Below are 22,973 nucleotides of genomic sequence, written 5' to 3'. Positions count from 1 at the left end.
CGTGGCAGTCGCCGCCTTGGCGACTGCCACGCAACTATTTACAAAGCTTCTCCGGGAATCCGCATGAACAGCGACAACGAAACGCCTGACGAAAACCGTCTCATTGCCGAGCGTCGCGAAAAACTCCATGCCCTGCGCGAGCAGGGCATCGCGTTCCCGAATGATTTCAAGATCGATGCTTTTGCCGGCGATCTGCAAGCCGAATTCGAAGATAAAGAAGTCCACACGTCCGAAGCCATCGAGGCCTTGGCGCGCCGGGTCAAGGTAGCCGGCCGCATGATGCTTAAGCGTGACCAGGGCAAGGTCGGCTTTGTGCAGATGCAGGACGTCAGCGGCCGTATCCAGCTGTTTATCCACCAGGGCACGGTGGGCGAAGACAGCTACAAGGCGTTCAAGGGCTGGGACCTGGGCGACATCGTCGGTGCCGAGGGCCTGCTGATGCGCACCAAGACCGGCGAGCTGTCGGTGAAGGTGGATACGCTGCGCCTGCTGACCAAAAGCCTGCGCCCGCTGCCGGACAAGCGACACGGCCTGGCCGACGTCGAGCAGCGCTATCGCCAGCGCTACGTCGACCTGATCGTTACCGAAGAAGCACGCAATACCTTTGCCAAGCGCTCGAAGATCATCGGCTTTATGCGCCAGTGGCTGGAAGCTGAGCCGCGCCGCTTTATGGAAGTGGAGACGCCGATGATGCACATCATCCCCGGCGGCGCCACCGCGCGTCCCTTTGTGACGCATCACAATGCGCTGGATCTCGACCTGTATCTGCGCGTTGCGCCGGAGCTTTACCTCAAGCGGCTGGTCGTCGGCGGCTTTGACCGCGTCTACGAGATCAATCGCAATTTCCGTAACGAGGGCGTGTCCACGCGACACAATCCCGAATTCACCATGCTGGAGCTGTACCAGGCCTACGCCACGTATCACGAAATCATGGACCTCACCGAGGCGGTGATTCGCGAGGCGGCGCAGCATGTGCTCGGCACCACCGCACTGACCTGGGATGGCGCAGAGATCAATGTGGGCCCGGCTTTCCGCCGCTGGCGCATGGAAGACGCCGTGTTGGAGCACAACCCGGAAATCCGCCGCGAAGAGCTGCGCGACCGCGACGCCATGGCGGCCCACGCCAAGCGCGTCGGTGCGCAGGTCAAGCCCGGCTACGGCTGGGGCAAGTTGCTGCTGGAAATCTTCGAGCACACGGTGGAGCACACGCTGATCCAGCCGACCTTCATTACCGATCATCCGGTCGAGGTGTCTCCGCTGGCTCGCGAAAGCGATACCGACAAGGGCATCACTGACCGCTTCGAGTTGTTCGTCAATGGCAAGGAAATCGCCAACGGCTTCTCCGAGTTGAACGACCCCGAGGATCAGGCGGCGCGCTTCCAGGCCCAGGTCGACGCCAAGGATTCCGGCGATGACGAAGCCATGCACTTCGACGCCGACTACATCCGTGCGCTTGAGGTGGGCCTGCCGCCGACCGGCGGCCTTGGTATCGGCATCGATCGCCTGGTGATGTTGCTGACCAACTCATCGTCGATCCGCGATGTGTTGTTGTTCCCCTATATGCGGCCGGAAGCCTGAGATTCATGCCATTGCAGCGTCTCTTTGCAGCAGCGTGCTTGTTGTTTGCCCTGGCCGGATGCTCGCCATCGGGCGATGAGGGCAAACCCAGCGTGTCTCAAGCCGCCACGCCAGTCGGCGCACCCGTAGCCGGCGCCTCGACAGCTATTGCACCTGCGCCTGTCGTCACGGCACCAGCCAAAGCCGCGGCTCAAGCCTTGCTGGTGGCGAACGAGGATGCGGCGATCAAGCTGATCAGCGAGGCGATTCAAAAGCATCGCCTGACCAGCCTGCCTATCGACTGTCTTACCTTCATGCCCGAGGAAGAGGGCGCGACCACTTATAGCGTCGAGGTGCATGAAAACCACACGCCGCCTTGTAAGGGCGACCCGGATACCTCGCCGCGGCTGTTCTCTTTCAAGGTCGACCGGAGCAACGGCCAATTGAGCACCGATGCCACCGATCCTGCGGATGGCGAGTATCAGCCTATCCAGTAACAGATCGATCAGCCGTCGGCCGGCCAGATCAACGGGATGCCCGCAAGCGCCGGCGCAACAGGGCTGACTGCAACAGGTTCACGCTGCTGGAGCCAGCCCAGTAAAGGCCGAGCGCAGCAGCCAGGTGCCAGACGACAAAGAACGAAATCAGCACCGGCAAGACTTGCAGCAAGCTCTTGGCCTGCGCCGACATCGCCGGGTTGAGCCATATCGCTGCATAACTCAAGACGGCTACGGCCAGTGCCAGCCACAGATCCGGGCGCGCCAGTTGGGTATCCACAGGAACGATCCGGCGCCCGCCACGCCTTGGCGGATGGCGGCATAGATGCCGGCCCCCAGCGGCAGCTGGACCAAGGCAACCAGCAATCCACTCCCAAGGCCAGTGTTCAGACCATGCTCGCGATACAACGCCTGCAGCGCGGCAGCGTGAGCGGCGGGGTCGTTGGCGTGCTGTTCGCCTAACTGTTCGATCTGCGCTTTGATCGCCGCCATGCGCTGTTGTCGGTGCCAGCCTTGTTCGGCGATTTTCAGCGTCATGGGCAGTAAGGCGAGGCGAGCGAACAACGCCAGTACGATCACTGCCAGTCCAAAGCTGCCGCCGAGCAGTTATGCCAGTTGTTGCAGCAGGGTGGATATTCCTTCGACAAACATTGACCAGAGCGCCATGTCATCGCCTTCGCTTTATGGGTAAAGCCAAATCACTTGGGTCTGCCCGGATGCGCTTCAAGTAGGGCGCAGTCGGTTAAAATCGCGGTTTGCCTGCGTGGAGTCTGTCTTATGTGGTTTGCCATCATTGCTCAGGACGTGGCCGAGTCGCTGGAAAAACGCCTGGAGGCTCGCCCGGCGCATCTGGCCCGGCTAGAGCAGCTGCAGAACGAGGGACGGATGTTGCTGGCGGGCCCGTTTCCGGCGATCGAGTCGGAAAACCCCGGCCCGGCCGGCTTTACCGGCAGCCTGATCGTGGCCGAATTCCCCTCGCAGGCCGATGCCGAGGCTTGGGCCAAGGCTGATCCTTACGTGGCAGCCGGCGTCTACGAAAGCGTCAGCATCAAGCCGTTTCGCAAAGTGTTGCCAGCGGCATGAGCGCTGAGATGGTCGAGCAAATACGCCGGCGCCTGACCCAGGCGCTGGCGCCGGCCGAGCTTGAGGTGCTGGACGAGGGCCACAAGCACGCCAGCCATGCCAATGCCGGCAAAGGCCATTACCACGTGCGCATCGTCAGCGCGGCCTTTGCCGGGCAGTTGCCGCTTAAACGGCACCGGCTGATTTACGCGGCACTGGACGGATTGATGGACAACGGCATCCATGCGTTATCCATCGATGCACAAGCATTGAACTAATAAATATATAAAATTCAATGATATGAATGATATTTATCAAGTCATATCTATTTGATGACTGCATTGCGACATGGGCCTGTGTTTGGCACAGTGCCTCGTCGCCCGCTGTCTGGGCACCTTTATGAAGATTCACCGCTGATGACCGCATGCGCCTGACCACGATCAAACTCGCCGGCTTCAAGTCGTTTGTCGATCCGACCACCCTGCATTTGCCGACCAATATGATCGGCGTGGTGGGTCCGAATGGCTGCGGCAAGTCCAATATCATCGATGCCATCCGCTGGGTGATGGGCGAGAGCGCGGCCAGCCGCTTGCGTGGCGACTCGCTCACCGACGTCATTTTCTCGGGTTCAAACTCGCGTAAGCCGGTAGGCCAGGCGACGGTCGAGCTGATCTTCGACAACAGCGATGGCTCGATCCAGGGCGAGTACAACCAGTACGCCGAAATTTCCGTGAAGCGCCAGGTGACCCGTGACGGTCAGTCAGCCTACTTCTTGAACGGTGCACGCTGCCGCCGTCGCGACATCACTGATTTATTCCTGGGCACCGGCCTGGGGCCGCGCAGTTACTCGATCATCGAACAGGGCATGATCAGTCAGATCATCGAGGCGCATCCTGAAGAGTTGCGCACGCACCTGGAAGAAGCGGCGGGCATCTCCAAGTACAAAGAGCGCCGCAAAGAAACCGAAAGCCGCATCAAGGCCACGCGCGAAAATCTCGACCGCGTGCGCGACGTGCGCGACGAGGTCGACAAGCAGCTTGAGCATCTGAATCGCCAGGCCCGCGCCGCCGAGCGCTGGAAAGCGTTGAAAGAAGAACAGACGCGCAAAGAAGCGGAGCTGCGTGCGCTGGAATACCGCGGACTGAAAAGTCAGCACGATGGCGAAGGCGAGGGCTTGTCGGCCGCCGAGACGGAAATCGAAAAGCGCCTGGCCGAGCAGCGTCATGTGGAAGCCCAGCTGGAAAGCGTGCGCGAGCGCCACAACGGCGCCAGCGAGCACCTGAACGCGGTGCAGGGCGAGGTGTACAAGGTTGGCGCCGAGATTGCCCGGGTCGAACAGCAAGTGCGTTACAACCGCGAGACCGCGGATCGCTTGCAACGAGCCCAGGCCGATGCCGAGCGCGAGCATGGCGAGTTGGCGGCGCATATCGCCACCGATCGCGAACAGATCGAAACGCTGCGCATGGCCTTGGCCGAGGGTGAGCCCAAGCTCGAAGCCCTGCAGCAGATGCAGGAGGACACCGCCGAAGCGCAACGCGATACCGAAACCAAGCTGGCCGATTGGCAGCAGCGTTGGGATACCTATACCCGCACCGCCGGTGAATCCAGCCGCGCGGCTGAAGTGGAGCGCACCAAGCTCAATTACCTCGATCGCCAGGCGATGGATTTGTCGCGCCGCCGCGAAGCCCTCGACGCCGAACAACAAGCCACCGACGTGGCCGCCCTGGATGCCGCTGCCGAGCAATTGCACAGCGAGCACGACACCCAGCGCGAACGGGTGGAGTCCCTGGGTGGCTTGCTCGACCAGCACAAGCTAAGCCACGAAAAAGTGCTCGACGAAGAACGTCATGTGCAGTCCTCGATGAACGAGGCGCGCCAGCAACTGCAGGCCGCGCGTGGCCGTCAGGCCTCGCTGGAAGCCTTGCAGCATGCGGCACTTGGCCAGGAAGAAAGCGCCGCCAGCAGCTGGCTGGCCCGTCTCGGGCTGAATAAATCGCGTCGCCTGGGCGAGGCTCTGCAAGTCGAAGCCGGTTGGGAAACCGCGGTCGAAACCGCGCTGATCGGTTTTCTCGACAGCGTATTGGTCGACGGCGCACATGCCCTGGCCGGTGAATTTGCCGGCCTGGAAAATGCCGATGTAGCCTTGGTCGATGCGGCCGAGGGCGGGGTCAATACTGCCGGCACCCTGGCTGCGCATGTGCGCGGTCCTGCGGCCGCCATGGCTATTCTCAGCCACGTGCTGACGGCCGAGACGCTAGGCGAGGCGCATCAGCGGGTGACTTCGCTGTCAGCCTTGGCGCCGTATCAATCGGTGATGACGCGAGACGGCGAATGGCTGGGGCCGGGTTGGGCCCGCGTGCGCCGCGCGCAAGGCAATCAGGTGGGCGTGCTGGCACGTGAGCGCGAGATGCGCACGCTGGCCGAGCAAGTCGCCACCTTGGAGGCCCGGCTTGAAGATTTGAGCGAGCAGCTCGATCAGCTGCGCACCACCAAGTTCGAGGTTGAGCGCGCCCGCGACGATGCCCAGCGCGAGCTGTACAACGCGCATCGCCGCCAGTCCGAGTTGGCCGGCCAGCTGCAAAGCCATCGCGGCAAAGTCGAAACCGCCCGCGCCCGCTCAGAGAAGGTGGCCGGCGAGCTATCCGAATTGATCGCCCAGCTCGACGAACTGCAAACCAACACCCGCGAAGCCCGCGCCCGACTGGACGAATCGGTCGGCCACATGGGCGACCTGGAAGACCAGCGCCGCGAGCTGGAAAACGAACGCCGGGCACTGCTCGAGGCGCGCGAAGAAGCGCGCATGAACGCACGCGAAGCTGCCGATCAATCGCATGCGCTGGCGCTGGGCCTGGAGTCGAAGCGCTCCTCGCTGGCTTCGCTGGAGCAGGCGCTGGCGCGCATGGATTCGCAAATCCGCCAGATCGAAGCGCGCCGCAACGAAATCACCGAGCAATTGGCGGCGGGCTCCGATCCGATTGCCGAACTCGAAGCCGAGCGGCAAACCTATCTCGACCAGCGTTTGCTGGTCGACAAACAGCTGGTCGAGGCACGCCGCGCGCTGGAAGATTGCGACGCCGAGTTCCGCCGTTTGGAGCAGGAGCGTCAGCGCATCGAGCAAAGCCTTAATGGCCTGCGCGAAAGTCTTTCCCAGAAACGCCTGGCGGCGCAGGCACTGCATATTCGCGCCCAGCAGCTGGCCGATGCGATCACCGCTTCCGGCCTGGAGCTGGAAGCGCTGCTGGCCGAGTTGGCCGAGAACGCCGATGCCGCGCAATGGCGTCAGCAATTGACCGACATCGGGCAGAAAATCGTCCGGCTGGAACCAGTCAACCTGGCGGCGATTCAAGAGCACGCCGAACAGAGCGAGCGCAAAACCTATCTCGACAATCAGCTCACCGATCTGGTCGATGCGATGGAAACCCTGGAAGGCGCGATCAAGAAGATCGACCGCGAGACCCGCCAGCGCTTCAAGGAAACCTTCGACAAGGTCAATGCCGGCGTGCAGGAGCTATTCCCGCGCCTGTTCGGTGGCGGCCATGCTTATCTGGAGCTCACCGGCGACGATTTGCTCAATACCGGTGTGTCGATCATGGCGCGCCCGCCCGGCAAGCGCGTTTCCAATATCACCTTGCTCTCTGGTGGCGAGAAGGCGCTTACCGCGGTGTCGCTGGTCTTCGCGATCTTCGGTTTGAACCCCGCACCGTTCTGCCTGCTCGATGAGGTGGATGCGCCGCTGGACGAGGCGAACGTCGGGCGTTTCTCAGCCATGGTGAAAGAAATGAGCGAGAAGGTGCAGTTCATTTTCGTCAGCCATAACAAAGCCACCATGGAAGCCGCCACCCAGTTGTGCGGCGTCACCATGCGCGAGCCTGGCGTATCACGTCTGGTGCAAGTCGATCTTGCTGAAGCGGCTAAACTTGCCGGCGCCGCCTGAGGAATCAAATTCATGATCACCCATTCTTTGCTCGATCAACCGGTGCTCGCCCTGGCCTGGAATCCCGCCGTCGGCATTCCGCTATTGATTGTCGGCGCCATTGTGCTTGCCGTGATCTGGTTGCTTGGCCAGCCGAAGAAAGAGCAGGGCAAGCGGCGAGTGGTGCCGGGCCAGCCGGTCGAGCGCCGTGAACCGACCATGGGCGATGCCGCCGATGACGGCCTGGGCCGTGATGAGTTTTCCTTCAATGCGCTGGACGAGGTCCGCGACGACCCGCTAGGCCGCGTCAAACCGGAGCAGGGCGAGCTGGATGTCGGCCTGCGCCAGGAGCTGGAGCGCCTGGGCGCCACGCTTGCCGGTGATCGTGCGGGTTCGCCATTGCCCAAGCCGACCGGTCATGCCGCATCGATTGTGGACGCATTGCGCGCACCGTCGCAGCCCGATGCCGGCGTCAGCGAGCCGGTCCATGCGCAATCACCTGTGGCCGCAGCGCCCGCCGCGGCGCCTGTCGCCGCACCGGCACCCACCTTGCCGCCGCGTTCGGACCTTGGCCGTCGTCCGGCGCAAATGCCGGTCGAACGCATCATTACGCTGTTCGTCGTCGCTCGCGATGGCACTACCTTCAATGGCGCCGACTTGATCGTCGCCGCCGAAAAGGCCGGGCTCGAGTTCGGCGACATGGGTATTTATCACCGCCTGCTCGACGGCAAGCGCGAGCTTGGCCCGATCTTCAGCGTGGCCAATATGCTCAAACCGGGCAATTTCGATCTTGGCCGTCTCGATGCCTTGCGCACGCCGGGCTTGAGCTTCTTCATGGCCTTGCCGGCGCCGATTCCGGCCCTGGATGCATGGGATGCGATGCTACCCACCGCACAGCGGCTGGCCGAGTTGCTTGATGGCCATGTGCTGGACGAAGAGCGCAATGCGCTCGGCCGTCAACGCATCGCGCATATCCGCGACGAGCTGCGTGGCTGGGACCGCGACCACGAAGGTAAAGAGATCACCTTCGGCCGCTGAGTCGGCGGCTGTTCGCCCCTTCTCGCGGTGCGGGATGGGGTGGGCTGGCTAGCCGCTCATGGCGCCAGCAGGCATCCGATGAGCGGTGCATGCGTCGAAGACGTTGCGCCGGTCAGCCTTCCATCCGCGCCCACCGATCACAAACATCCTCATGCGGCGATTCGCCGAATCCCTTGCGCAAGCGATCGTCGAGATGGCGAAATGGCCGGGCCGAGGCCGCCATGCCGCCACTGTCATATGACCGCCCGGTTGTCACGATCCGGTAAGACACGTACTGCTAAATGGATCGCCTGATCAGGGGGCGTTCGGGTGTCGAAGTAATGGTCAGGACATGCGCGGCGCTTGTACTGAGCGGATTTTGCCTGCTTGCAGGCTTGCTCCATGCGGGGCCGGCCTTGCAGCAGCAAGATAGCCCCGTGGTAACGCAAAGCGATCACACGGACCTGGCCCGCTTCGATATCGAGCCGCAGGCCTTGATGACGGCGTTGCGTACGTATAGCGAAGTGACGGGATTGGCGGTGCTGGTGGACGATCGTTTGGCTTCGGGGCGCCAGTCGCCCGGTGTCATCGGGGAGTTCACTGTTGACGAAGCCTTGCAGCGGCTGCTCGATGGAACCGGGCTGACGGTGCGATACGCCTCTGACCACGCCTTTACCTTGGTGCCGGCCGACAGCTTGGATGCCAAGTTGCCGAAAGCCAATCAACCAGAGACGGGGCGACTCAACGATGCGGCAGAACACAGCTATCTGGGCCTGCTCCAACGAGCTATCGAGCGGGCGCTGTGCCGGTCCGAGCCGGCTCGCCAGGGCGACTACCGGCTGGCCATGCAGTTATGGATCGCCGACACCGGCGAGGTCGAACGAACCCACTTGCTGGACAGCACCGGCTCAACCGCACGCGATGCCGAGATACTCAAAGTGATGGACCACCTGTTGATCGGTTCACCGCCGTCTTCCATGCCACAGCCGCTGACCTTGTTGCTATTGCCGGGGCGGACGCTGAGTTGCCATGCATCCGCTGCGATGGGGTCCTGAGATCGACATGGTGCCGGTCCCATCCGCCTCCTTGCTGGGGCTATTCATGGAGCGGCAGCCTGAGCTGCGCCGGCGGCTGAAACGCCGCCTTGGCTCTGACGATCTCGTCAACGATGTGATGCAAGAGACCTACTTGCGTGTCGAGCGCATGGGCAACGCTTCAGGGGTGGCGCGCAACCCCGCAGGGTATTTATTCCGCATGGCATTGAATGTCGCCGCCGATCAGCGGCAGATCGATTCACGCTATCTCAGCGGCGAGGAAATCGACGAGTTGCTGCACAGTGCCGATGACGCACTGGACCCCGCCCGGATTGTCCATGCACGGCTTGAAGTGGCCGCGCTGGAACGGGCGCTGGAAGACCTCAGCCCGCGCCGGCAGGCGATCCTGATGGCCGCCCGCGTCGAAGAGGCTCCCTTGCAGGAAATTGCCGCCCGGTTCGGTATTTCGGTACGCATGGTCGGCAAGGAATTGAAGAAAGCGTTGGAGCATTGCGGCGAAAGATTGGATCGCCGTGTCGTCCAGCGGTTCGGTCCCGGGGCCGGAAACGAGTCATAAGAGTATGAGTAACCTCGATTCCATCGCTGGCCACGGCTCAGCGCTTCATCGCGAAGCGCGAGATTGGCTGTTATGCCTGACCTCCGGGCAGGCTACGGCACGTGATGCCAGCGCATTCAAGCAATGGTGCGGCCAGAGCCGCGCCCATGCCCAGGCGTTCGCCGAGACGCGTTTGCTGTGGGAAAACCTGGGAACGGCCGCCCGGGCCGTGTCGCAACGTGAGTCCGCGCAGCCGATGCCTGCCGCGCAGGCCGACGAAGAGCCTGGCCGTGCGGCTGTCGCCGCGCCGGCACGCATGGGCCGCCGCGCCTTTCTGGGGGCGGCAGTTGCCGCGTCGGCGGCCTGTTTGATGTTGCGTCCGCCGCTGCGCATGTGGCCGGCATGGTCCGACTGGACCGCCGATTACCGCACCGAGACCGGCGAGCAGCGGCAAATCCAGGCGGCTCCCGGGGTGGTGGTCGAAATGAATACGCAGACCACGATCAACCGGCTGACCAGCCGTGGGCAGCAACTGGGGATCGAACTGGTCAGTGGCGAGGTGCAAGTGCAGACAGCCGGGCAACTGGCCGAGCAGTTCACCTTGCTGGCCGGCGCAGGCCACGTACGCATGCCGCCAGGGGCTCAATGCAATATTCGTTGCATCGATAAACAGGTTGAAGTCACGGGCCTGGCGGGCCATACCGAGCTGGTTTACCGCGGCAACAACGTCACCCTGCAGGCGGGCGAGCGCATCAGCTACAGCGACCGTGCCATCGAGCCGGTGATGAGCGTGAATACCGAGTCGGCGATGGCCTGGCGCCGCCGGGTATTGATCTTCGACAACCAGCCATTGTCTGAGGTAGTCAGCGAAATCAACCGCTACCGCCCCGGCAAGATCGTCATTACCAATGCCACGCTTGCCTCGCGCAAGGTGCCTGCGCGCTTTTCTCTCAATCAATTGGCCGATGTCGCCACCCTGGTGCACGATGCCTTCGGCGCCAGTGTGACCTCGTTGCCCGGTGGCATTGTGCTGTTGAGCTAATGGCTAAGCACGGCATCGTGCCTAGCCAAGAGCTGCACGCCGCATACACCGCCAGCCGTCAGGCCAGCCGCCATACAAGAGCCTATGCCGTCGCGGGTGCTTCACGGCTGGCTTGAATGAGCTGCGATAGCCGCTCGATCTGGCGGCCATCCGCGGCGAAATTCTGTGGATCGAGCCAGCGCTGATAGCTATCGCGCAGGGTTGGCCATTCGCCATTGATGATGGAGAACCACGCGGTATCGCGGTTTCTTCCCTTGTAGACCATGGCCTGACGAAAAACTCCCTCGAAACGGAAGCCATTGCGAAGTGCGGCCGATCGCGAGGGCGCGTTGAGCGCATCGCATTTCCACTCGAAACGCCGGTAACCCAGCTGATCAAAGACGTATTGCATCAGCAGGTAAAGCGCCTCGGTGGCAAGGCGGGTGCGCTGAAGGCGAGGGGAGTAAACCACGTGGCCCACTTCGATCACGCCCTGGCGAACATCGATACGCAGCAGCGACAGCGTGCCCACGGCCTTGCCGTTGGCGAGGTCGACGACCGCGAAATGCAGCGGATCGTCCTGGGCGGAAATAGTCTCGACATGCGCGCGATACGCATCGAATGTGTTCGAGCGTTCGATGGCCAGATAAGTCCAGGCGCTGGCATCCTTGGCATCAAGATAGGCCGCATAAAGATCTTCGGCATGGCGGCCGGCATCGACCGGCTCCAGTCGTACGTAATGGCCGCTTAGCACTACCCGCGCCGGTGGTTTGGCGCCATGCCACTCAGCCACGGGCAAGCCAATCGGCTGCATGAATTCATTGAACGTGGATTCCAACATGCTCTCCGCTGGGGACGGTATAACCGAATGCTATCCATGCCCGGCGCGGCAAGCGTCTGTATCTTGCCTGGGCAGAGGGCTGTGGTTTCTACGAATTCTACGCGCCATCAGCGATACGTCGACAGGCATCGGTGGGTGCTATTCGCGGCATCGATAAGCTCGTATAAGCTGGATCGGCTGCCGATCGAATCGACCTGGCTTGCAACAAACCAGCGGAATGCCGATGACCCATTACTTCATCTTTGCGCTCGCCTTTGCCGCGTCCGCCGCGGCGCCGGGCCCGGAGATAGCCGCGCTCTTATCTCGCTCGCTTTCCGGCCGCCTGGTTTCAAGCTGGCCTCTGGCGCTAGGCATCATCATGGGAAAACTGCTGATGCTGACGGCAGCGGTGATCGGCCTCACAGCACTGCTTAAGGTCATCGGCCCGTTCTTTCTGCTCTTGAAATGCCTCGGTGCCGCCTATCTGGTCTGGCTCGGTATCAAGAAGTGGCGTCATGCCGGCCACCTGCCGCTGGCCAACGCCCGGGCCAGGCAAGACCGCTCGCTGACCGACATCGGCCTGGGCCTGGCCATGACGCTTTCCAATCCGATCGCGATCGCTTTTTACGTAGCGTTGCTGCCCGGTGTCGTGCAGGTATCGGGCCTGACGCTGTCAAGCTATCTGCTGCTTTGCGCCATTCTGATCGGCGTCATGTGTGCGGTGGTGCTGGGTTACGGTTTGATCGGCAGGGTGGTCAGTACGGTTTTTTCATCACCGCGCGCCAAGACCCATGTCGATCGCGCATCCGGATCGCTGATGATCGGCACCGGTGTATTGATCGCCCTGCGCTAAGAAGGCGTCGTGGGCGGCTATCCCAGCACTCCACCGTGGGTGGACTACGAAGACATTGTTTAGGGCATGGCTTATGCAGCGCCAAGCCCCGGGAACATTAGGCGTTCCCGGGCTGTCCAGCTGAGGGCTGGATACAGCGCACATTTAATCAGGGAGAGAGAGACATGCTTTCATCGAAGTTGCTCAGCACCGCGCTGCTCATGGGTGTCACCGTCTCGTGCGCCGTCAGCGCCACTGACGCTGGCCCGTTGGGCGGCGCCAAGCCTAATCTGCTGGATGTCAGTCTTAACCCGAATTGGCACGTCTATGTCTACAACGACCAGGGCTTGAGCTATGTGCAGGTCAACGACCTGGTCGGCCAGGTGCGGCTGATTGAAGCTACGGCAGGCAGCGATGTCATGGTCTTGCCCATCGGCGCCGATGCCGGGCGTGTCGCGAGGCCGCACGACCAGGCATCGATGTCGCCGCAAGCGGTGTTGGTCTATCAAAACGCGAGCTTGAAGCTTTATGCAAACCAAGCGGCATCCGTAGCTACCGCGCAAGCGCCGAAGGCGGATGCCGGGATGCTGGCCGGCAGCGCCAACGGTGATGGGGCATCGGACCATCGTCCGCAGTCCAGCCAGGCCACGGCGTTGCCGTTATGGCCTCAGGCGACGGCTGCCGTCACTGATCCCACATGGGTTAATCGCCTGCAGTAAAGCGTTCGGCAACTGGGTAAGGTCAGCCTTGGCGTTTGCCGTTCCCTGCTTTCGACGGCACGCGAATATTTCAAGCACGCGCTATCGGGTGACTTCAACTGTTGCAGGCGCCGAAGGCTGAGGCGACCAGGCCAGGCCTTGGTCGCCTATCTCAAATGTCGGTGAAACAGAATAGCTCCCTGGCTGATCATGCTGGCTGATCATGGGTGCTCCGCCGAAAGGGGCTTGTCGGAGTTAAATATCGGCGCCAGGCCGTTGTTAGTCGTTGTGATTAGTACGTCCGCTCGGCATGATGCGAGCGAGCGCTTTTGACCCGAGTGAATACGGCTAAGGAGGGGGGGATGGGCATATATACGGCGCAGTGGAAGGCCATCAAGCGTGTTCATCGGTTCATGCTCGCCTGGTTTCTTAGCGGGATGACGCTTCCTATTGCTGTCACGCTAATCGTACCTGACGTGGCTTCGCGTCAGACGTTGGCGGTTACTGGCGCTGTCTTGCTCGTGTACCTGGGCATTTGGTCAGTGGGGTGCCTATACCTTCGCATGCTGGTGGGGTCATTCAAATGTCCGCGGTGTGGCTCAAGTTTTGAAAGTAACCCACGCGAGCCACGCCAAGAGTGCTGTCACTGCGGGCTCAAGCGCTACTCCGAATCGTGATTTCCGTGGTTATGCCGGCTTTCGATTCGAGGCCCTTCCCGTATTCCGAAAGAAACCAGCAGCCTCAGCAGACACAACCGCCATGACCTCCCGCGCTGCCGCCTCCAGCTTGATGGCCACCAAGGCGTCTAGGCCATCTCCCACAGGCGCTGTGCTTCCTCGGCGATAAGTTGAGGAAATTCTTCCGGGAAAAACAACTTCGCTCCGGCAACCCGTCGTACACCGCGTGAGTTGGGCAAGGTACGCGCGAGATAGTCGGGGCTTGCTTGCGAGAAGAGGGTGTCGCTGGTTCCCCAGACGATACGAGTCGGTACGCGGCAGCGCTTGAGTGCCGGCTCGATTCCGGCCAAAGGGTTAGGGTCAAGTCCCAGTGCGTAGGCATTGGTCTGCGCTTTTCGTGCAGCAGAACTGAGTAGCGGTGCGAGATAGCACTCGATCGTCTCGTCGGCGGGATGGTCCGGATAGGCATAGCACTGGCCTCCCAGGCCCTGGGCCGATCGCGCCAGATGCTTGTCCATCAGTTGGGGAAGAAGTGTCTCGTCGGCGAACCTGCCGGCCCGGGCTTGAGCAATCAGGGGCACCACGGCGGCGGGTGGGCTGTCATTTTCTACATCGCAATTCGTCAACATCAGCGTGCGTACCCGTTGCGGGTACTGGGTGACAAAGAGCTGGGCGATCGCACCGCCACTGTCATTCGCGACCAGGTCGACGGCGGAGATGGCAAGCTGGTCCAGCAGCGCCGCCAGCATCTCGACCTGCGCGGGTGGCGCCACGCTTTGACCGGCGGCGACCTGGGTATAACCCAAGCCGAGAAAGTCTGGTGCGATACAGCGGCGATAGGGCGACAGCCGATCCAGCGCGCCGCGCCATTGAAAACCATTGAGCGGAAAGCCGTGAAGAAAGAGCGCGGCAGCCTCGCTGGTTCCCCGCTCAACGTAGGCTATGTTGCCGAAACGAGTTTCAGCGTAGCGGCGTGAGGCATGGAAGGCCGAAACATCCATGGTTTCGCCGGGCTTGGCCGACACAACCCTGGGTTCGCGCGAGCTTATATGTGCCATGCATCCGGCGAGCGCGCCAGCGGTGATCGTACTGGCCGTCATGCGAAGAAATGCTCGGCGATTCATTTTCATGTCTCCAATGTTATGCAGGTAGCTGATGCTCGGGCATCTCGCTGCCGCCTCGCCATACCCTGGGAGGTTATGGATATATGACCTCGCAGGTCATAGTCTTCCGCTGGACGGCGCTGCATGCATGGCGCGATGTAGATGGGCTCTTGCTTGCGCTTAACCCCTTGCCTGAGATCTGAGTGCCATGGACTCACCTTCGATGCCTTCCCTTGCTTCTCACGTAGGCAGCTTGCTGCGCGAATGGCGGGCGGCGCGGCGGCTTAGCCAGCTCGACCTGGCTCTGGAGGCAGGGGTATCGGCGCGACACCTCAGTTATGTCGAAACCGGAAAGGCGCAACCAAGCCGCGACATGGTGACGCGTCTGGCCGATGTGCTCGACGTGCCCTTGCGTGAACGCAATGCCTTGCTGATGGCTGCCGGGTATGCGCCGAAATATCCCGAGACTGGCCTGGGTACACCCGGGCTAGCCCAGGTGCGGCGCGCCATTGAATGCATTCTCGCGCAGCAAGAGCCTTATCCGGCCTTTCTTCTTAACCGGCATTGGGATGTGCTGATGGCCAATGACGCGGCGGCGCGGGTGGGCAACTTTGTCATGCGTGGCCGGCCCAGCGTGCATCAGAACATGCTGCGGCAAATCTTCGATCCGAACGATTTTCGTCCGGCGGTGGCGAACTGGGAGGAGGTTGCAGGCCATCTTGTGCGTCACCTGCATAGCGCGGTGGCCGCGACACCCTCAGATACCAAGGCGCGCATGCTGCTCGACGAGATATTGGGCTATCCCGGGGTGCCGCTGCGCTGGCGTACCCGTGAACTGGATACGGCGCCTTCGCCGTTGCTGACCACCGTGCTCAGGCGCGACGCTCACGAACTGAGTTTCTTCTCCACCGTGACGACCTTCGGCACGCCACGTGACGTGACCATTGACGAGCTGCATATCGAGTGCTGCTTTCCGATGGACGATGCGACTAGTGAGTTTTGCCGAGCCTTGGCAAGCGCCGACCTGAGCGCCACGTCCACCTCGAACATGTCGATCTGAGAACAGGTCAATGTGCGCATTGTTAATGGATGCACGGGGCCGCCCGATGAACCTGCCGCTGACCGTGCACAGATGACATCGATGAGCCGGACCGGATGAGCACTGACTCCACTTGCCTGGATATTCGCGGGTTCGCGCTACTGCCATCTCTGATGACGGATGCCGAATGCGACTTGCTCACACAGCAGGTCGATGCGCTGCAACCAAGTAGCGCAGGATCACGGCGGCTTCTTGCCCTCGAGCCTTTCGCTGGCGCAGCGACGACGATCCAGCGACACCCCGATTTAAAGGGTTTGCTTGGAGATGCGTTTGTCGCGGTGCAATGCAATGTGTTTTGCAAGAGCCCGGCGGCCAACTGGTTGGTCGCGCCACATCAGGATTTAAGTATTCCCGTGCTTCAACGGCAGCTCGTTGCCGGTTGGTCAGGGTGGTCGCAGAAAGAAGGCGTGCTGTTTGTTCAACCGCCATGCTCAATTCTGGAATCGCTGCTCATTGTCCGCTTGCAGCTCGATACCGACGCCGAACATACCGGGCCGCTTGAGGTTGTTCCGGGGTCGCATCGATTGGGCCGGCTTTCCGCGGCTCAGATTCGCGAGCATGCCGCTAAAGGGAGATACCGCTGCGTGGTTCCGCGCGGTGGGGCGGTCGCCCTGCGGCCTTTGCTGATTCACTCGTCGAGTAAAGCAGTCATTCCCGGACATCGCCGGGTACTTCATTTTGTGTTTGGCCCGGCAGCGTTGCCTTCGGGCCTGCAGTGGGCAGAAGCGGTATAGCCTTCGATCTGTCTTGGCCAACTTCGGGCTGGGCAGGTAGGCCCGCCGGATATGCGCGATGGTTGCTTAACGAGGCGGAGCGATGGCCGATGGATATCGCTGAAATAAACGCAGTCGATTTGAGATGTCTTCGGGTTGCGATCAAGATGCGGGCGGTTATCAGCCCATGCATCGAGCTACCTCATGAACCGGATCATGCAATGCCTCGTTTCAGTCGTCATGGCATTGGCGCTTGTCGAGATGGTGTACGCGCACTCATCCGTAGCGGGCGGCGCGAGTGATCACGCGCCGGGCAGCGGTCCATCGGCGATACCTAATGAGCAGGTATTCGATCTGCCGCTGCGCAGCGGCGAGCAGCAACGAGTGTTGTACGTCGCTCCCGATCATCCCAAAGCGGTCATCGTCATGTTGCCCGGTGGTGCGGGCAACGTCGGCATCGAACGCCATGGCAATCTGCGGCATGACGACAATTTTGTCGTGCGCACGCGCAGCCTGTGGGTGAATCGAGGTTATGCGGTGCTTATTCCAGATGCACTCGATGGCGACAACCTGCGTGGACTGCGCAGCTCGCCCGAATACGCGGCCCTGGTCGAGGATCTGGTCGCCTTTGTACACACGAAATCGGTGGGGCGGGTTTTCTTGCTGGGCACTAGCCAGGGTTCGATCGCGGCGATGAACGGTGCAGCTCATCTTGCTGCCGATCAGTTGGCGGGTGTCGTGTTGACCGAATCGGTGTCACGGCTGGGCGGTAGTCACGAAACCGTGTTCCAGGCCCATCCCCAAGATGTGCGAGTGCCCGCACTGGTGGTTGCCAACCGTGATGATCATTGCGATGTCGCGCCGCCAGGGGATGCCCCGTGCATTGCCAGCGCGATGTCGCACGCCGCCAGCGTGCGCGTGCTCTATGTCACTGGCGGCATCGACCGCTCGCATAAGGCGTGCGGGTCGTTGACGCCGCATGGCTACTACGGGATCGAAGCGCAGGTGGTCGGCGACATCGCCGACTGGATGGATCGCGTTCGCCCTGGCCCTGCTTTGCATGCCGTCCAACGATAAGACCGTTGCCGCCTCGGCCTTTCTTTATGCGCTTGCCATACCTGCGGGCGGCGAGTGAGTCGCGGCTGGTCTTGCTCGTCACGCCATGCCGGTCGTAACTGTGACGACGATGTGAAGCGTGACCATTTACATGACACTGACATGTCAGGGTTCGGTGTATATCGAGCAGAAAGCCCTTCTGCGTGAATTTTTTGTGACTTGAGTTCAGTCGCCCCATAAGCGGGCTGTCTATCCCTGCATGGACGTGAGTGACGGGCATTGGATGCCCACTAATTACTTGCACGCCGGGTGTCAGTCGTCGCATGACGGCGTGTTGGGGGTGGTTCGGCTTGAGAGCGGTGCGGGACAACACCGCCCGTTGGGGATGATGGTCGCGTGCCAAAGCAAATAGGGCCACAACAAATCGAGATTTGGCGGGCGAGGGCGTCCCGGATTACACGGCACGCCGATTTGGCCAAGTCGACACATGACTGTCGCCGTACGGTTATCAATCCGGCGTTAGCTTCGGTGGCTTCGCTGAAACCAGCCGATGTAGAGATGGAACGCCGCATGCATGGGATCAACGGATGGCGAATGAGCTTGCGGCATCCGCTGGTGCTGGCTATCGGTCTGCTGCTCGGCGTGCCGGGTCTGGCCGGGGCGCAGAATGCCCCGGCGGCCGCGGCCAGCCCCTCCGCGGAGGCGCCTGCCACGTTCGAGGTCAACGAGTATCTGGTGCGTGGCAATACGCTGCTCGATGCGCTAGATATCGAAAGCACGGTGGAGCCCTTTCTTGGGCCCGGGCGTAGCCTCAACGAGGTACACGCGGCGCGCGATGCCTTGCAAAAGGTCTATCAGGCCAAGGGCTATCAGTCCGTCGTGGTCGAAGTGCCGCCGCAACAGGTCAAGGGAGGGGTGATCCTGCTGCAAGTGGTGGAGAACACCATTGGCCGGGTTCGCGTGGAAGGGGCCAAGTATCACTCGCCGCAAGCCATTCGCGATGCGGTACCGGCCCTGGCCGAAGGCGGCGTGCCTAATTTCAATCAGGCACAGGCGCAGCTGGCGCAGGTCAACCGGCAGCCGGGGCAGCAGGTCGTGCCGCTGCTCAAGCCCGGCGCCTTGCCGCAGACGATGGATGTCACGCTGAAGGTCGACGATACCTATCCGCTGCATGGCAGCGTCACGGTAAACAATGATCACAGTGCCGATACGCCGGAGCTGCGCACCATTGCCAACGTGCGCTACGACAATTTATGGCAGCTGGGTCACTCGATTTCGGCCACCTATATCGTGGCGCCGCAGAATCGCGATTCGGCCGAAGTCTATGCGCTTTCATACCTGGCGCCATTGAGCGACCAATGGAGCTTGCTCGGCTCGGGCTATAAGTCCAATAGCAACGCGAACACGCTGGGCGGCACCACCGTCTTAGGCAAAGGCAATGCGATGAGCCTGCAAGCCACGCGCGTGCTCTCCACCCTGGGGTCCTACGGTCAGTCGATCTCTTTCGGCATCAGCCGCAAGCATTTCGACCAGAACATCACCCTGGGTGGACAGACCTCACGCGCGCCGATCACTTACTACCCGCTCAGCGTGACGTATAGCGGTCAGCGCTCCAGTGAGAAGTCCAGCTTCGGGCTGAGTGTTTCGGGCAATTTCGGCTGGCGCGGGCAGGGCAGTGATGGCCTGGCGTTTGATAACCAGCGTTATAAGGCGCGCGAGAATTTCATCTATCTGCGCACCGACCTCAATTACACCCGCTACTTTACCGGCGACTATGCGCTGGTGTTGCGCGGCAGCGGGCAATGGGCCGACTCGCCGCTGATATCGAGCGAACAGTTCGCCGCCGGCGGTGCCAGCACCGTGCGCGGTTACCTATCGGCGGAAAACACCGCCGACCATGGCGTTATCGGTTCGGCAGAGCTGCGCAGCCCGTCGCTGTCGGCGTGGCTGGGGCGGCTGGTCAACGATCCTTTCGTCAACGATTGGCGCTTTCACTTTTTTATCGACGGTTCGCGGCTGCAGTTGATGGACCCGCTGAAAGATCAGCGCGGCCGCTTCAACTTGCTCAGTACCGGTGTCGGCACGCGCTTTACCTTGTTCCGTTACGTCAATGGCGAGCTGGAATACGCCTATCCGCTGAAGGACGGCACGCGAACCAAGGCCCACGACGGGCAGTGGTTGTTCAGCGTCAGGGCCGGGATCTAAGACATGCGCCTTCCTTTGCACGCGCGGGAAGCTTGGGAGTGGGTGAAGCCTTACGGCGAGTGCTCCCTCCTCTCAAGCCAGCTTCTGCGCACAGATGCTGGCGCCACCACAGTTTCATTTCGTACAGGGGTTGAAGAACAATGCGTTATCTGATCTTTGCATGCTTGCTATGCCTGGCCTGGTTGCCACGCGCGGCATCCGCTGCGGATGCGTCTTGGTGGAACGACGACTGGTCGTACCGCAAAGCGATCACGATCGACACCACCAACAAAGGTGCCAACGTGACCCAGGCGCTGGGGCGGATGCCGTTGTTGATCCGTCTGCACGCCGGCAATTTCCAGTTCGACGGGGTGGCTAAGGACGGGGCGGATATCCGCTTTATCGCCGCCGATGGCAAAACCCCGTTGAACTATCAGATCGAAAGTTTCGATCCGGTACTGGGGGTAGCGCAGATCTGGCTCGACGCCACCGATCTTGCACCGAGCGCACAGCAAACCGTATGGATGTATTACGGCAATGCCAAGGCGCCGGCGCAGAGCAGCGGCGCGGCGACCTTCGATCCCGATTACAGCCTGGTGTATCACTTTGGCGAGGCGGCGGGTTCGCCGCCGAAAGATGCCACCGCGTATGCCAATCAGGCGCAAGGCGCCGGGCTGCGCACGATCGATGGCGGGATTGCTGGCAAAGCCGCTCGTTTCGATGGCGCCACCATGCTTACCTTGCCCGCCAGTGCTTCACTCAATACGGCGGCGGCCGGTGGCTTTACCTTCAGCGCCTGGATCAAAGTCGACAGCGTGCCGAATGCGCCGACCTTGTTGTATGCCCATCGCCAGGACGGCAAAGCTCTGTTGATCGGCCTGACCGGCGGCGCACCGTTTGTCGAAGTCGATGGCGATCAAGTGCAGCGCAGCTCGACCGGTGAGCCGTTGAAAGCCGGGCAGTGGACGCATGTGGCAGTGGTCGCCACGGCTGACAAAGTGATGCTGTATGTCAACGGTCAGTCGTATGCCAGCTTGGCTGCGGCACTGCCCGCACTGACCACGCCGGCCACCATTGGCGGCGAAGTGCAGGCTGCTACGGCGGCGCCGACGGCGGTGACGTTTGCGAATTTTCTCGGCGACATGGATGAGCTGCGCCTGTCGCGTATTGCACGCCCGCTGGCGCTCATCAGTGTGGACGCTACCTCGCAGGCAGCCGAATCGAAATTGATCAGCTACGGCGAAGACGAGAAGAAATCCGGCTTTGGTTTTGGTTACTTCGGCATCATCGTCAAGTCGGTCACGGTCGACGCCTGGGTGGTCATCAGCATCTTGATCCTGATGGCGCTGATCTCCTGGTGGGTGATGTTTAACAAGGCTCGCTATGTCAGCCAGGTGAGTTCGGCCAACGAGCGCTTTATCGATCGCTTCCGCGATCTTGGCACCAACTTGCTTGGCCTGGCCGATGCTGGCGAGCAAGCCAATGTGCGGCGCGAACTGGGTGGCTCCTCGCTTTATCGCTTGTATGAGGTTGGCGCCAAGGAAGTCTGGCGCCGCCGTGATGGCCAAGGTCGCCTGATCATCGCGTCGGAGTCGATCGAGGCGATCCGCGCGGTGATGGACTCCACCTTGGTGCGCGAGAACCAAAAGCTGTCGCGCTCCATGGTGATGTTGACCATCGCCATTTCCGGCGGCCCGTTTCTTGGCCTGCTGGGCACGGTGGTCGGCGTGATGATTACCTTCGCGGCAATTGCCGCCGCAGGCGACGTCAACATCAACGCCATCGCGCCGGGTATTTCAGCGGCGCTGTTGGCGACGGTGGCGGGCTTGTTCGTCGCCATCCCGGCGCTGTTTGGCTACAACTATCTGTTGACTCGCAATAAAGCCGTGACGGCAAACATGCAGGTGTTTGTCGATGAGTTCGTGACCCGCCTGGCGGAACTACATCGCGAGGCCGATCAGAGCACGCTGGACAACAAAAGCGTGATCGGCCCCGCTCGCTAAGGAGAACGCGACATGCAAGTCAATGATGAAGACAAACCGTATGACGACATCAACATCACGCCGATGCTCGATCTGGCCTATGTGCTGCTGGTGATTTTCATCATCATGACCACGGCCTCGGTGCAGGGCGTCAAGGTGAACCTGCCCAAGGCCAGTGCCTCGGTCAGCCTGGCCAAGCCGCAGACCAAGGCGATTACCGTGTCCGATAGCGGGCAGATCTTTCTGGACGCGTTTCCGGTGACGATCGGCGAGCTTGAGCAGCGTCTGCGCACCTTGAAAGCCACCACGCCGGAGTTCCCGATCATCGTCAAGGGCGATGCCAACGTGCAGTACCAGAAAGTCGTCGACATTCTGGACCTGCTGCGCCGGCTGGATCTGTCGCAGGTAGGCCTGGTCACCGGCAAGTCACCGAGCTGATGTCCATGGATGCCGCTGATCTGAGAGAACGAAGGCGACGTTGGCGCAACCGGCTGATGACCGCTGCGCTGTTGCTGATAGCGGCGCTGGCCATATGGAAATTCGCTGGCCATGAAGTCGGTGTGCGTCGTTCTGCGCCGCGCATTGCCACCATTACGCCGTTGCCGCCACCGCCGCCGCCACCGAAAGAAAAACCACCTGAGCCGAAAAAGGTGGAAGAGGTAAAGCAGGAAGTTCCCAAGCCGAACGAACCACTGAAGCCACTCGAAGCACCCAAGCAGGCGCCGGATCTAGCCAAGCAGGTCACCATCAATGGCCCGGCCCAGGCAGGCAATGACTCGTTCAACATCGGCGCCGGTTCCGGTGGCGGCGTGGTCGGCAGCGGTGGCGGCAACGGTGTCGGCGGCGCTTCTTATGAGCAGTACCTGGGTTATGCCTTGCAGCAGGCGATTCAGCGCGATGAGCGCACCCGCCGCCTGGTGTTCGACGTGCGCGCCAGTATCTGGCTAGGCGCGGACGGTGCGATTACCCGTGTGGAGTTATTGGGCAGCAGTGGCACCGAGAGTACGGACCAGGCGTTGCGCGACGTACTGCTTGGCGTACATGTCGATACACCACCACCCGCCAATCTCAGCATGCCGGTACGCGCCGCCATCCGTGGCAAGCGACCGTCATGAATATGAATGTTTCATCTTTCTATCTAGCCATCTTGCT

22 protein-coding genes are annotated in these 22,973 nt (G+C 61.5%); 18 read left to right on the top strand and 4 right to left on the bottom strand.

Annotated features, from left to right (window positions below; all coding sequences use genetic code 11):
* Window positions 1–63 precede the first annotated feature (63 nt).
* Window positions 64–1,578, top strand: a complete 1,515-nt coding sequence (gene lysS, locus OUZ52_RS04690) for a lysine--tRNA ligase (RefSeq protein ID WP_266157169.1) — start codon at window positions 64–66, stop codon at window positions 1,576–1,578.
* A gap of 5 nt (window positions 1,579–1,583) precedes the next feature.
* Complete coding sequence (locus tag OUZ52_RS04685) at window positions 1,584–2,054, top strand: hypothetical protein (protein WP_266157168.1); 471 nt, start codon at window positions 1,584–1,586, stop codon at window positions 2,052–2,054.
* Between the two features lie 28 nt (window positions 2,055–2,082).
* Here the strand turns inward: OUZ52_RS04685 and OUZ52_RS04680 are convergent, their stop codons facing one another.
* On the bottom strand, window positions 2,083–2,334 hold the full coding sequence (locus OUZ52_RS04680; protein WP_266157167.1) for a hypothetical protein: 252 nt from the start codon (window positions 2,332–2,334) through the stop codon (window positions 2,083–2,085).
* Window positions 2,286–2,633 (bottom strand): YidC/Oxa1 family membrane protein insertase, encoded by a 348-nt coding sequence (locus OUZ52_RS04675; protein WP_266157166.1) that lies wholly within the window; start codon window positions 2,631–2,633, stop codon window positions 2,286–2,288. The genes OUZ52_RS04680 and OUZ52_RS04675 overlap by 49 nt, the downstream gene beginning before the upstream one ends.
* 198 nt (window positions 2,634–2,831) lie before the next feature.
* On the opposite strand from OUZ52_RS04675, the gene OUZ52_RS04670 reads away from it, so the two are divergent.
* The 7 genes from OUZ52_RS04670 (at window position 2,832) to OUZ52_RS04640 (ending at window position 10,678) form a co-directional block, all read left to right on the top strand.
* On the top strand, window positions 2,832–3,137 hold the full coding sequence (locus OUZ52_RS04670; protein ID WP_266157165.1) for a YciI family protein: 306 nt from the start codon (window positions 2,832–2,834) through the stop codon (window positions 3,135–3,137).
* Entirely contained in the window at window positions 3,134–3,394 is a 261-nt protein-coding gene (locus OUZ52_RS04665; RefSeq protein WP_266157164.1) for a BolA family protein, read from the top strand. The genes OUZ52_RS04670 and OUZ52_RS04665 overlap by 4 nt, the downstream gene beginning before the upstream one ends.
* Before the next feature lie 146 nt (window positions 3,395–3,540).
* A complete protein-coding gene (gene smc / locus OUZ52_RS04660) occupies window positions 3,541–7,050 on the top strand; it encodes a chromosome segregation protein SMC (RefSeq protein ID WP_266157163.1) in 3,510 nt (1,169 codons plus the stop codon).
* A 12-nt stretch (window positions 7,051–7,062) separates the two neighbouring features.
* A complete protein-coding gene (gene zipA, locus OUZ52_RS04655; RefSeq protein ID WP_266157162.1) occupies window positions 7,063–8,067 on the top strand; it encodes a cell division protein ZipA in 1,005 nt (334 codons plus the stop codon).
* 395 nt (window positions 8,068–8,462) lie between these two features.
* Window positions 8,463–9,101 carry an STN domain-containing protein gene (locus tag OUZ52_RS04650; protein ID WP_266157161.1) on the top strand — a complete coding sequence of 213 codons (639 nt, stop codon included), beginning with the start codon at window positions 8,463–8,465 and terminating at the stop codon, window positions 9,099–9,101.
* Entirely contained in the window at window positions 9,076–9,657 is a 582-nt protein-coding gene (locus OUZ52_RS04645; protein ID WP_266157160.1) for an RNA polymerase sigma factor, read from the top strand. Before OUZ52_RS04650 ends, OUZ52_RS04645 begins: the two co-directional genes overlap by 26 nt.
* 4 nt (window positions 9,658–9,661) lie before the next feature.
* A complete protein-coding gene (locus tag OUZ52_RS04640) occupies window positions 9,662–10,678 on the top strand; it encodes a FecR family protein (protein WP_266157159.1) in 1,017 nt (338 codons plus the stop codon).
* Between the two features lie 82 nt (window positions 10,679–10,760).
* Here the strand turns inward: OUZ52_RS04640 and OUZ52_RS04635 are convergent, their stop codons facing one another.
* Window positions 10,761–11,498: a GNAT family N-acetyltransferase gene (locus tag OUZ52_RS04635; RefSeq protein WP_266157158.1), complete on the bottom strand. Its 738-nt coding sequence runs from the start codon at window positions 11,496–11,498 to the stop codon at window positions 10,761–10,763.
* A 223-nt stretch (window positions 11,499–11,721) separates the two neighbouring features.
* On the opposite strand from OUZ52_RS04635, the gene OUZ52_RS04630 reads away from it, so the two are divergent.
* Together OUZ52_RS04630 and OUZ52_RS04625 are read left to right on the top strand one after the other, a co-directional pair.
* On the top strand, window positions 11,722–12,330 hold the full coding sequence (locus OUZ52_RS04630; protein ID WP_266157157.1) for a LysE family translocator: 609 nt from the start codon (window positions 11,722–11,724) through the stop codon (window positions 12,328–12,330).
* A 164-nt stretch (window positions 12,331–12,494) separates the two neighbouring features.
* On the top strand, window positions 12,495–13,028 hold the full coding sequence (locus OUZ52_RS04625; RefSeq protein ID WP_266157156.1) for a hypothetical protein: 534 nt from the start codon (window positions 12,495–12,497) through the stop codon (window positions 13,026–13,028).
* A gap of 784 nt (window positions 13,029–13,812) precedes the next feature.
* Here the strand turns inward: OUZ52_RS04625 and OUZ52_RS04620 are convergent.
* Window positions 13,813–14,814 (bottom strand): alpha/beta fold hydrolase, encoded by a 1,002-nt coding sequence (locus OUZ52_RS04620; RefSeq protein ID WP_266157155.1) that lies wholly within the window; start codon window positions 14,812–14,814, stop codon window positions 13,813–13,815.
* A gap of 196 nt (window positions 14,815–15,010) precedes the next feature.
* Here OUZ52_RS04620 and OUZ52_RS04615 point away from each other — a divergent pair, with 196 nt between their 5' ends.
* From OUZ52_RS04615 to OUZ52_RS04585, 7 genes are all read left to right on the top strand, one after another.
* Window positions 15,011–15,847, top strand: a complete 837-nt coding sequence (locus tag OUZ52_RS04615) for a helix-turn-helix domain-containing protein (protein ID WP_266157154.1) — start codon at window positions 15,011–15,013, stop codon at window positions 15,845–15,847.
* A 95-nt stretch (window positions 15,848–15,942) separates the two neighbouring features.
* Window positions 15,943–16,620, top strand: coding sequence for a phytanoyl-CoA dioxygenase family protein (locus OUZ52_RS04610; protein WP_266157153.1), 678 nt, complete (start codon window positions 15,943–15,945; stop codon window positions 16,618–16,620).
* Between the two features lie 195 nt (window positions 16,621–16,815).
* Window positions 16,816–17,676 carry an alpha/beta hydrolase gene (locus OUZ52_RS04605; protein WP_266157152.1) on the top strand — a complete coding sequence of 287 codons (861 nt, stop codon included), beginning with the start codon at window positions 16,816–16,818 and terminating at the stop codon, window positions 17,674–17,676.
* A gap of 573 nt (window positions 17,677–18,249) precedes the next feature.
* Window positions 18,250–19,860 carry a ShlB/FhaC/HecB family hemolysin secretion/activation protein gene (locus OUZ52_RS04600; RefSeq protein ID WP_266157151.1) on the top strand — a complete coding sequence of 537 codons (1,611 nt, stop codon included), beginning with the start codon at window positions 18,250–18,252 and terminating at the stop codon, window positions 19,858–19,860.
* Window positions 19,861–20,000: 140 nt separating this feature from the next.
* Complete coding sequence (locus OUZ52_RS04595; protein ID WP_266157150.1) at window positions 20,001–21,842, top strand: DUF2341 domain-containing protein; 1,842 nt, start codon at window positions 20,001–20,003, stop codon at window positions 21,840–21,842.
* Window positions 21,843–21,854: 12 nt separating this feature from the next.
* Window positions 21,855–22,259 (top strand): ExbD/TolR family protein, encoded by a 405-nt coding sequence (locus OUZ52_RS04590; RefSeq protein WP_266157149.1) that lies wholly within the window; start codon window positions 21,855–21,857, stop codon window positions 22,257–22,259.
* A 56-nt stretch (window positions 22,260–22,315) separates the two neighbouring features.
* On the top strand, window positions 22,316–22,936 hold the full coding sequence (locus tag OUZ52_RS04585) for an energy transducer TonB family protein (RefSeq protein ID WP_266157148.1): 621 nt from the start codon (window positions 22,316–22,318) through the stop codon (window positions 22,934–22,936).
* Window positions 22,937–22,973: the final 37 nt, after the last annotated feature.

It is taken from the genome of Dyella silvatica, from assembly GCF_026283955.1.
Classification (GTDB): Bacteria; Pseudomonadota; Gammaproteobacteria; order Xanthomonadales; family Rhodanobacteraceae; genus Dyella_C; species Dyella_C silvatica.
This window is presented reverse-complemented; position numbering and strand designations above follow the sequence as displayed.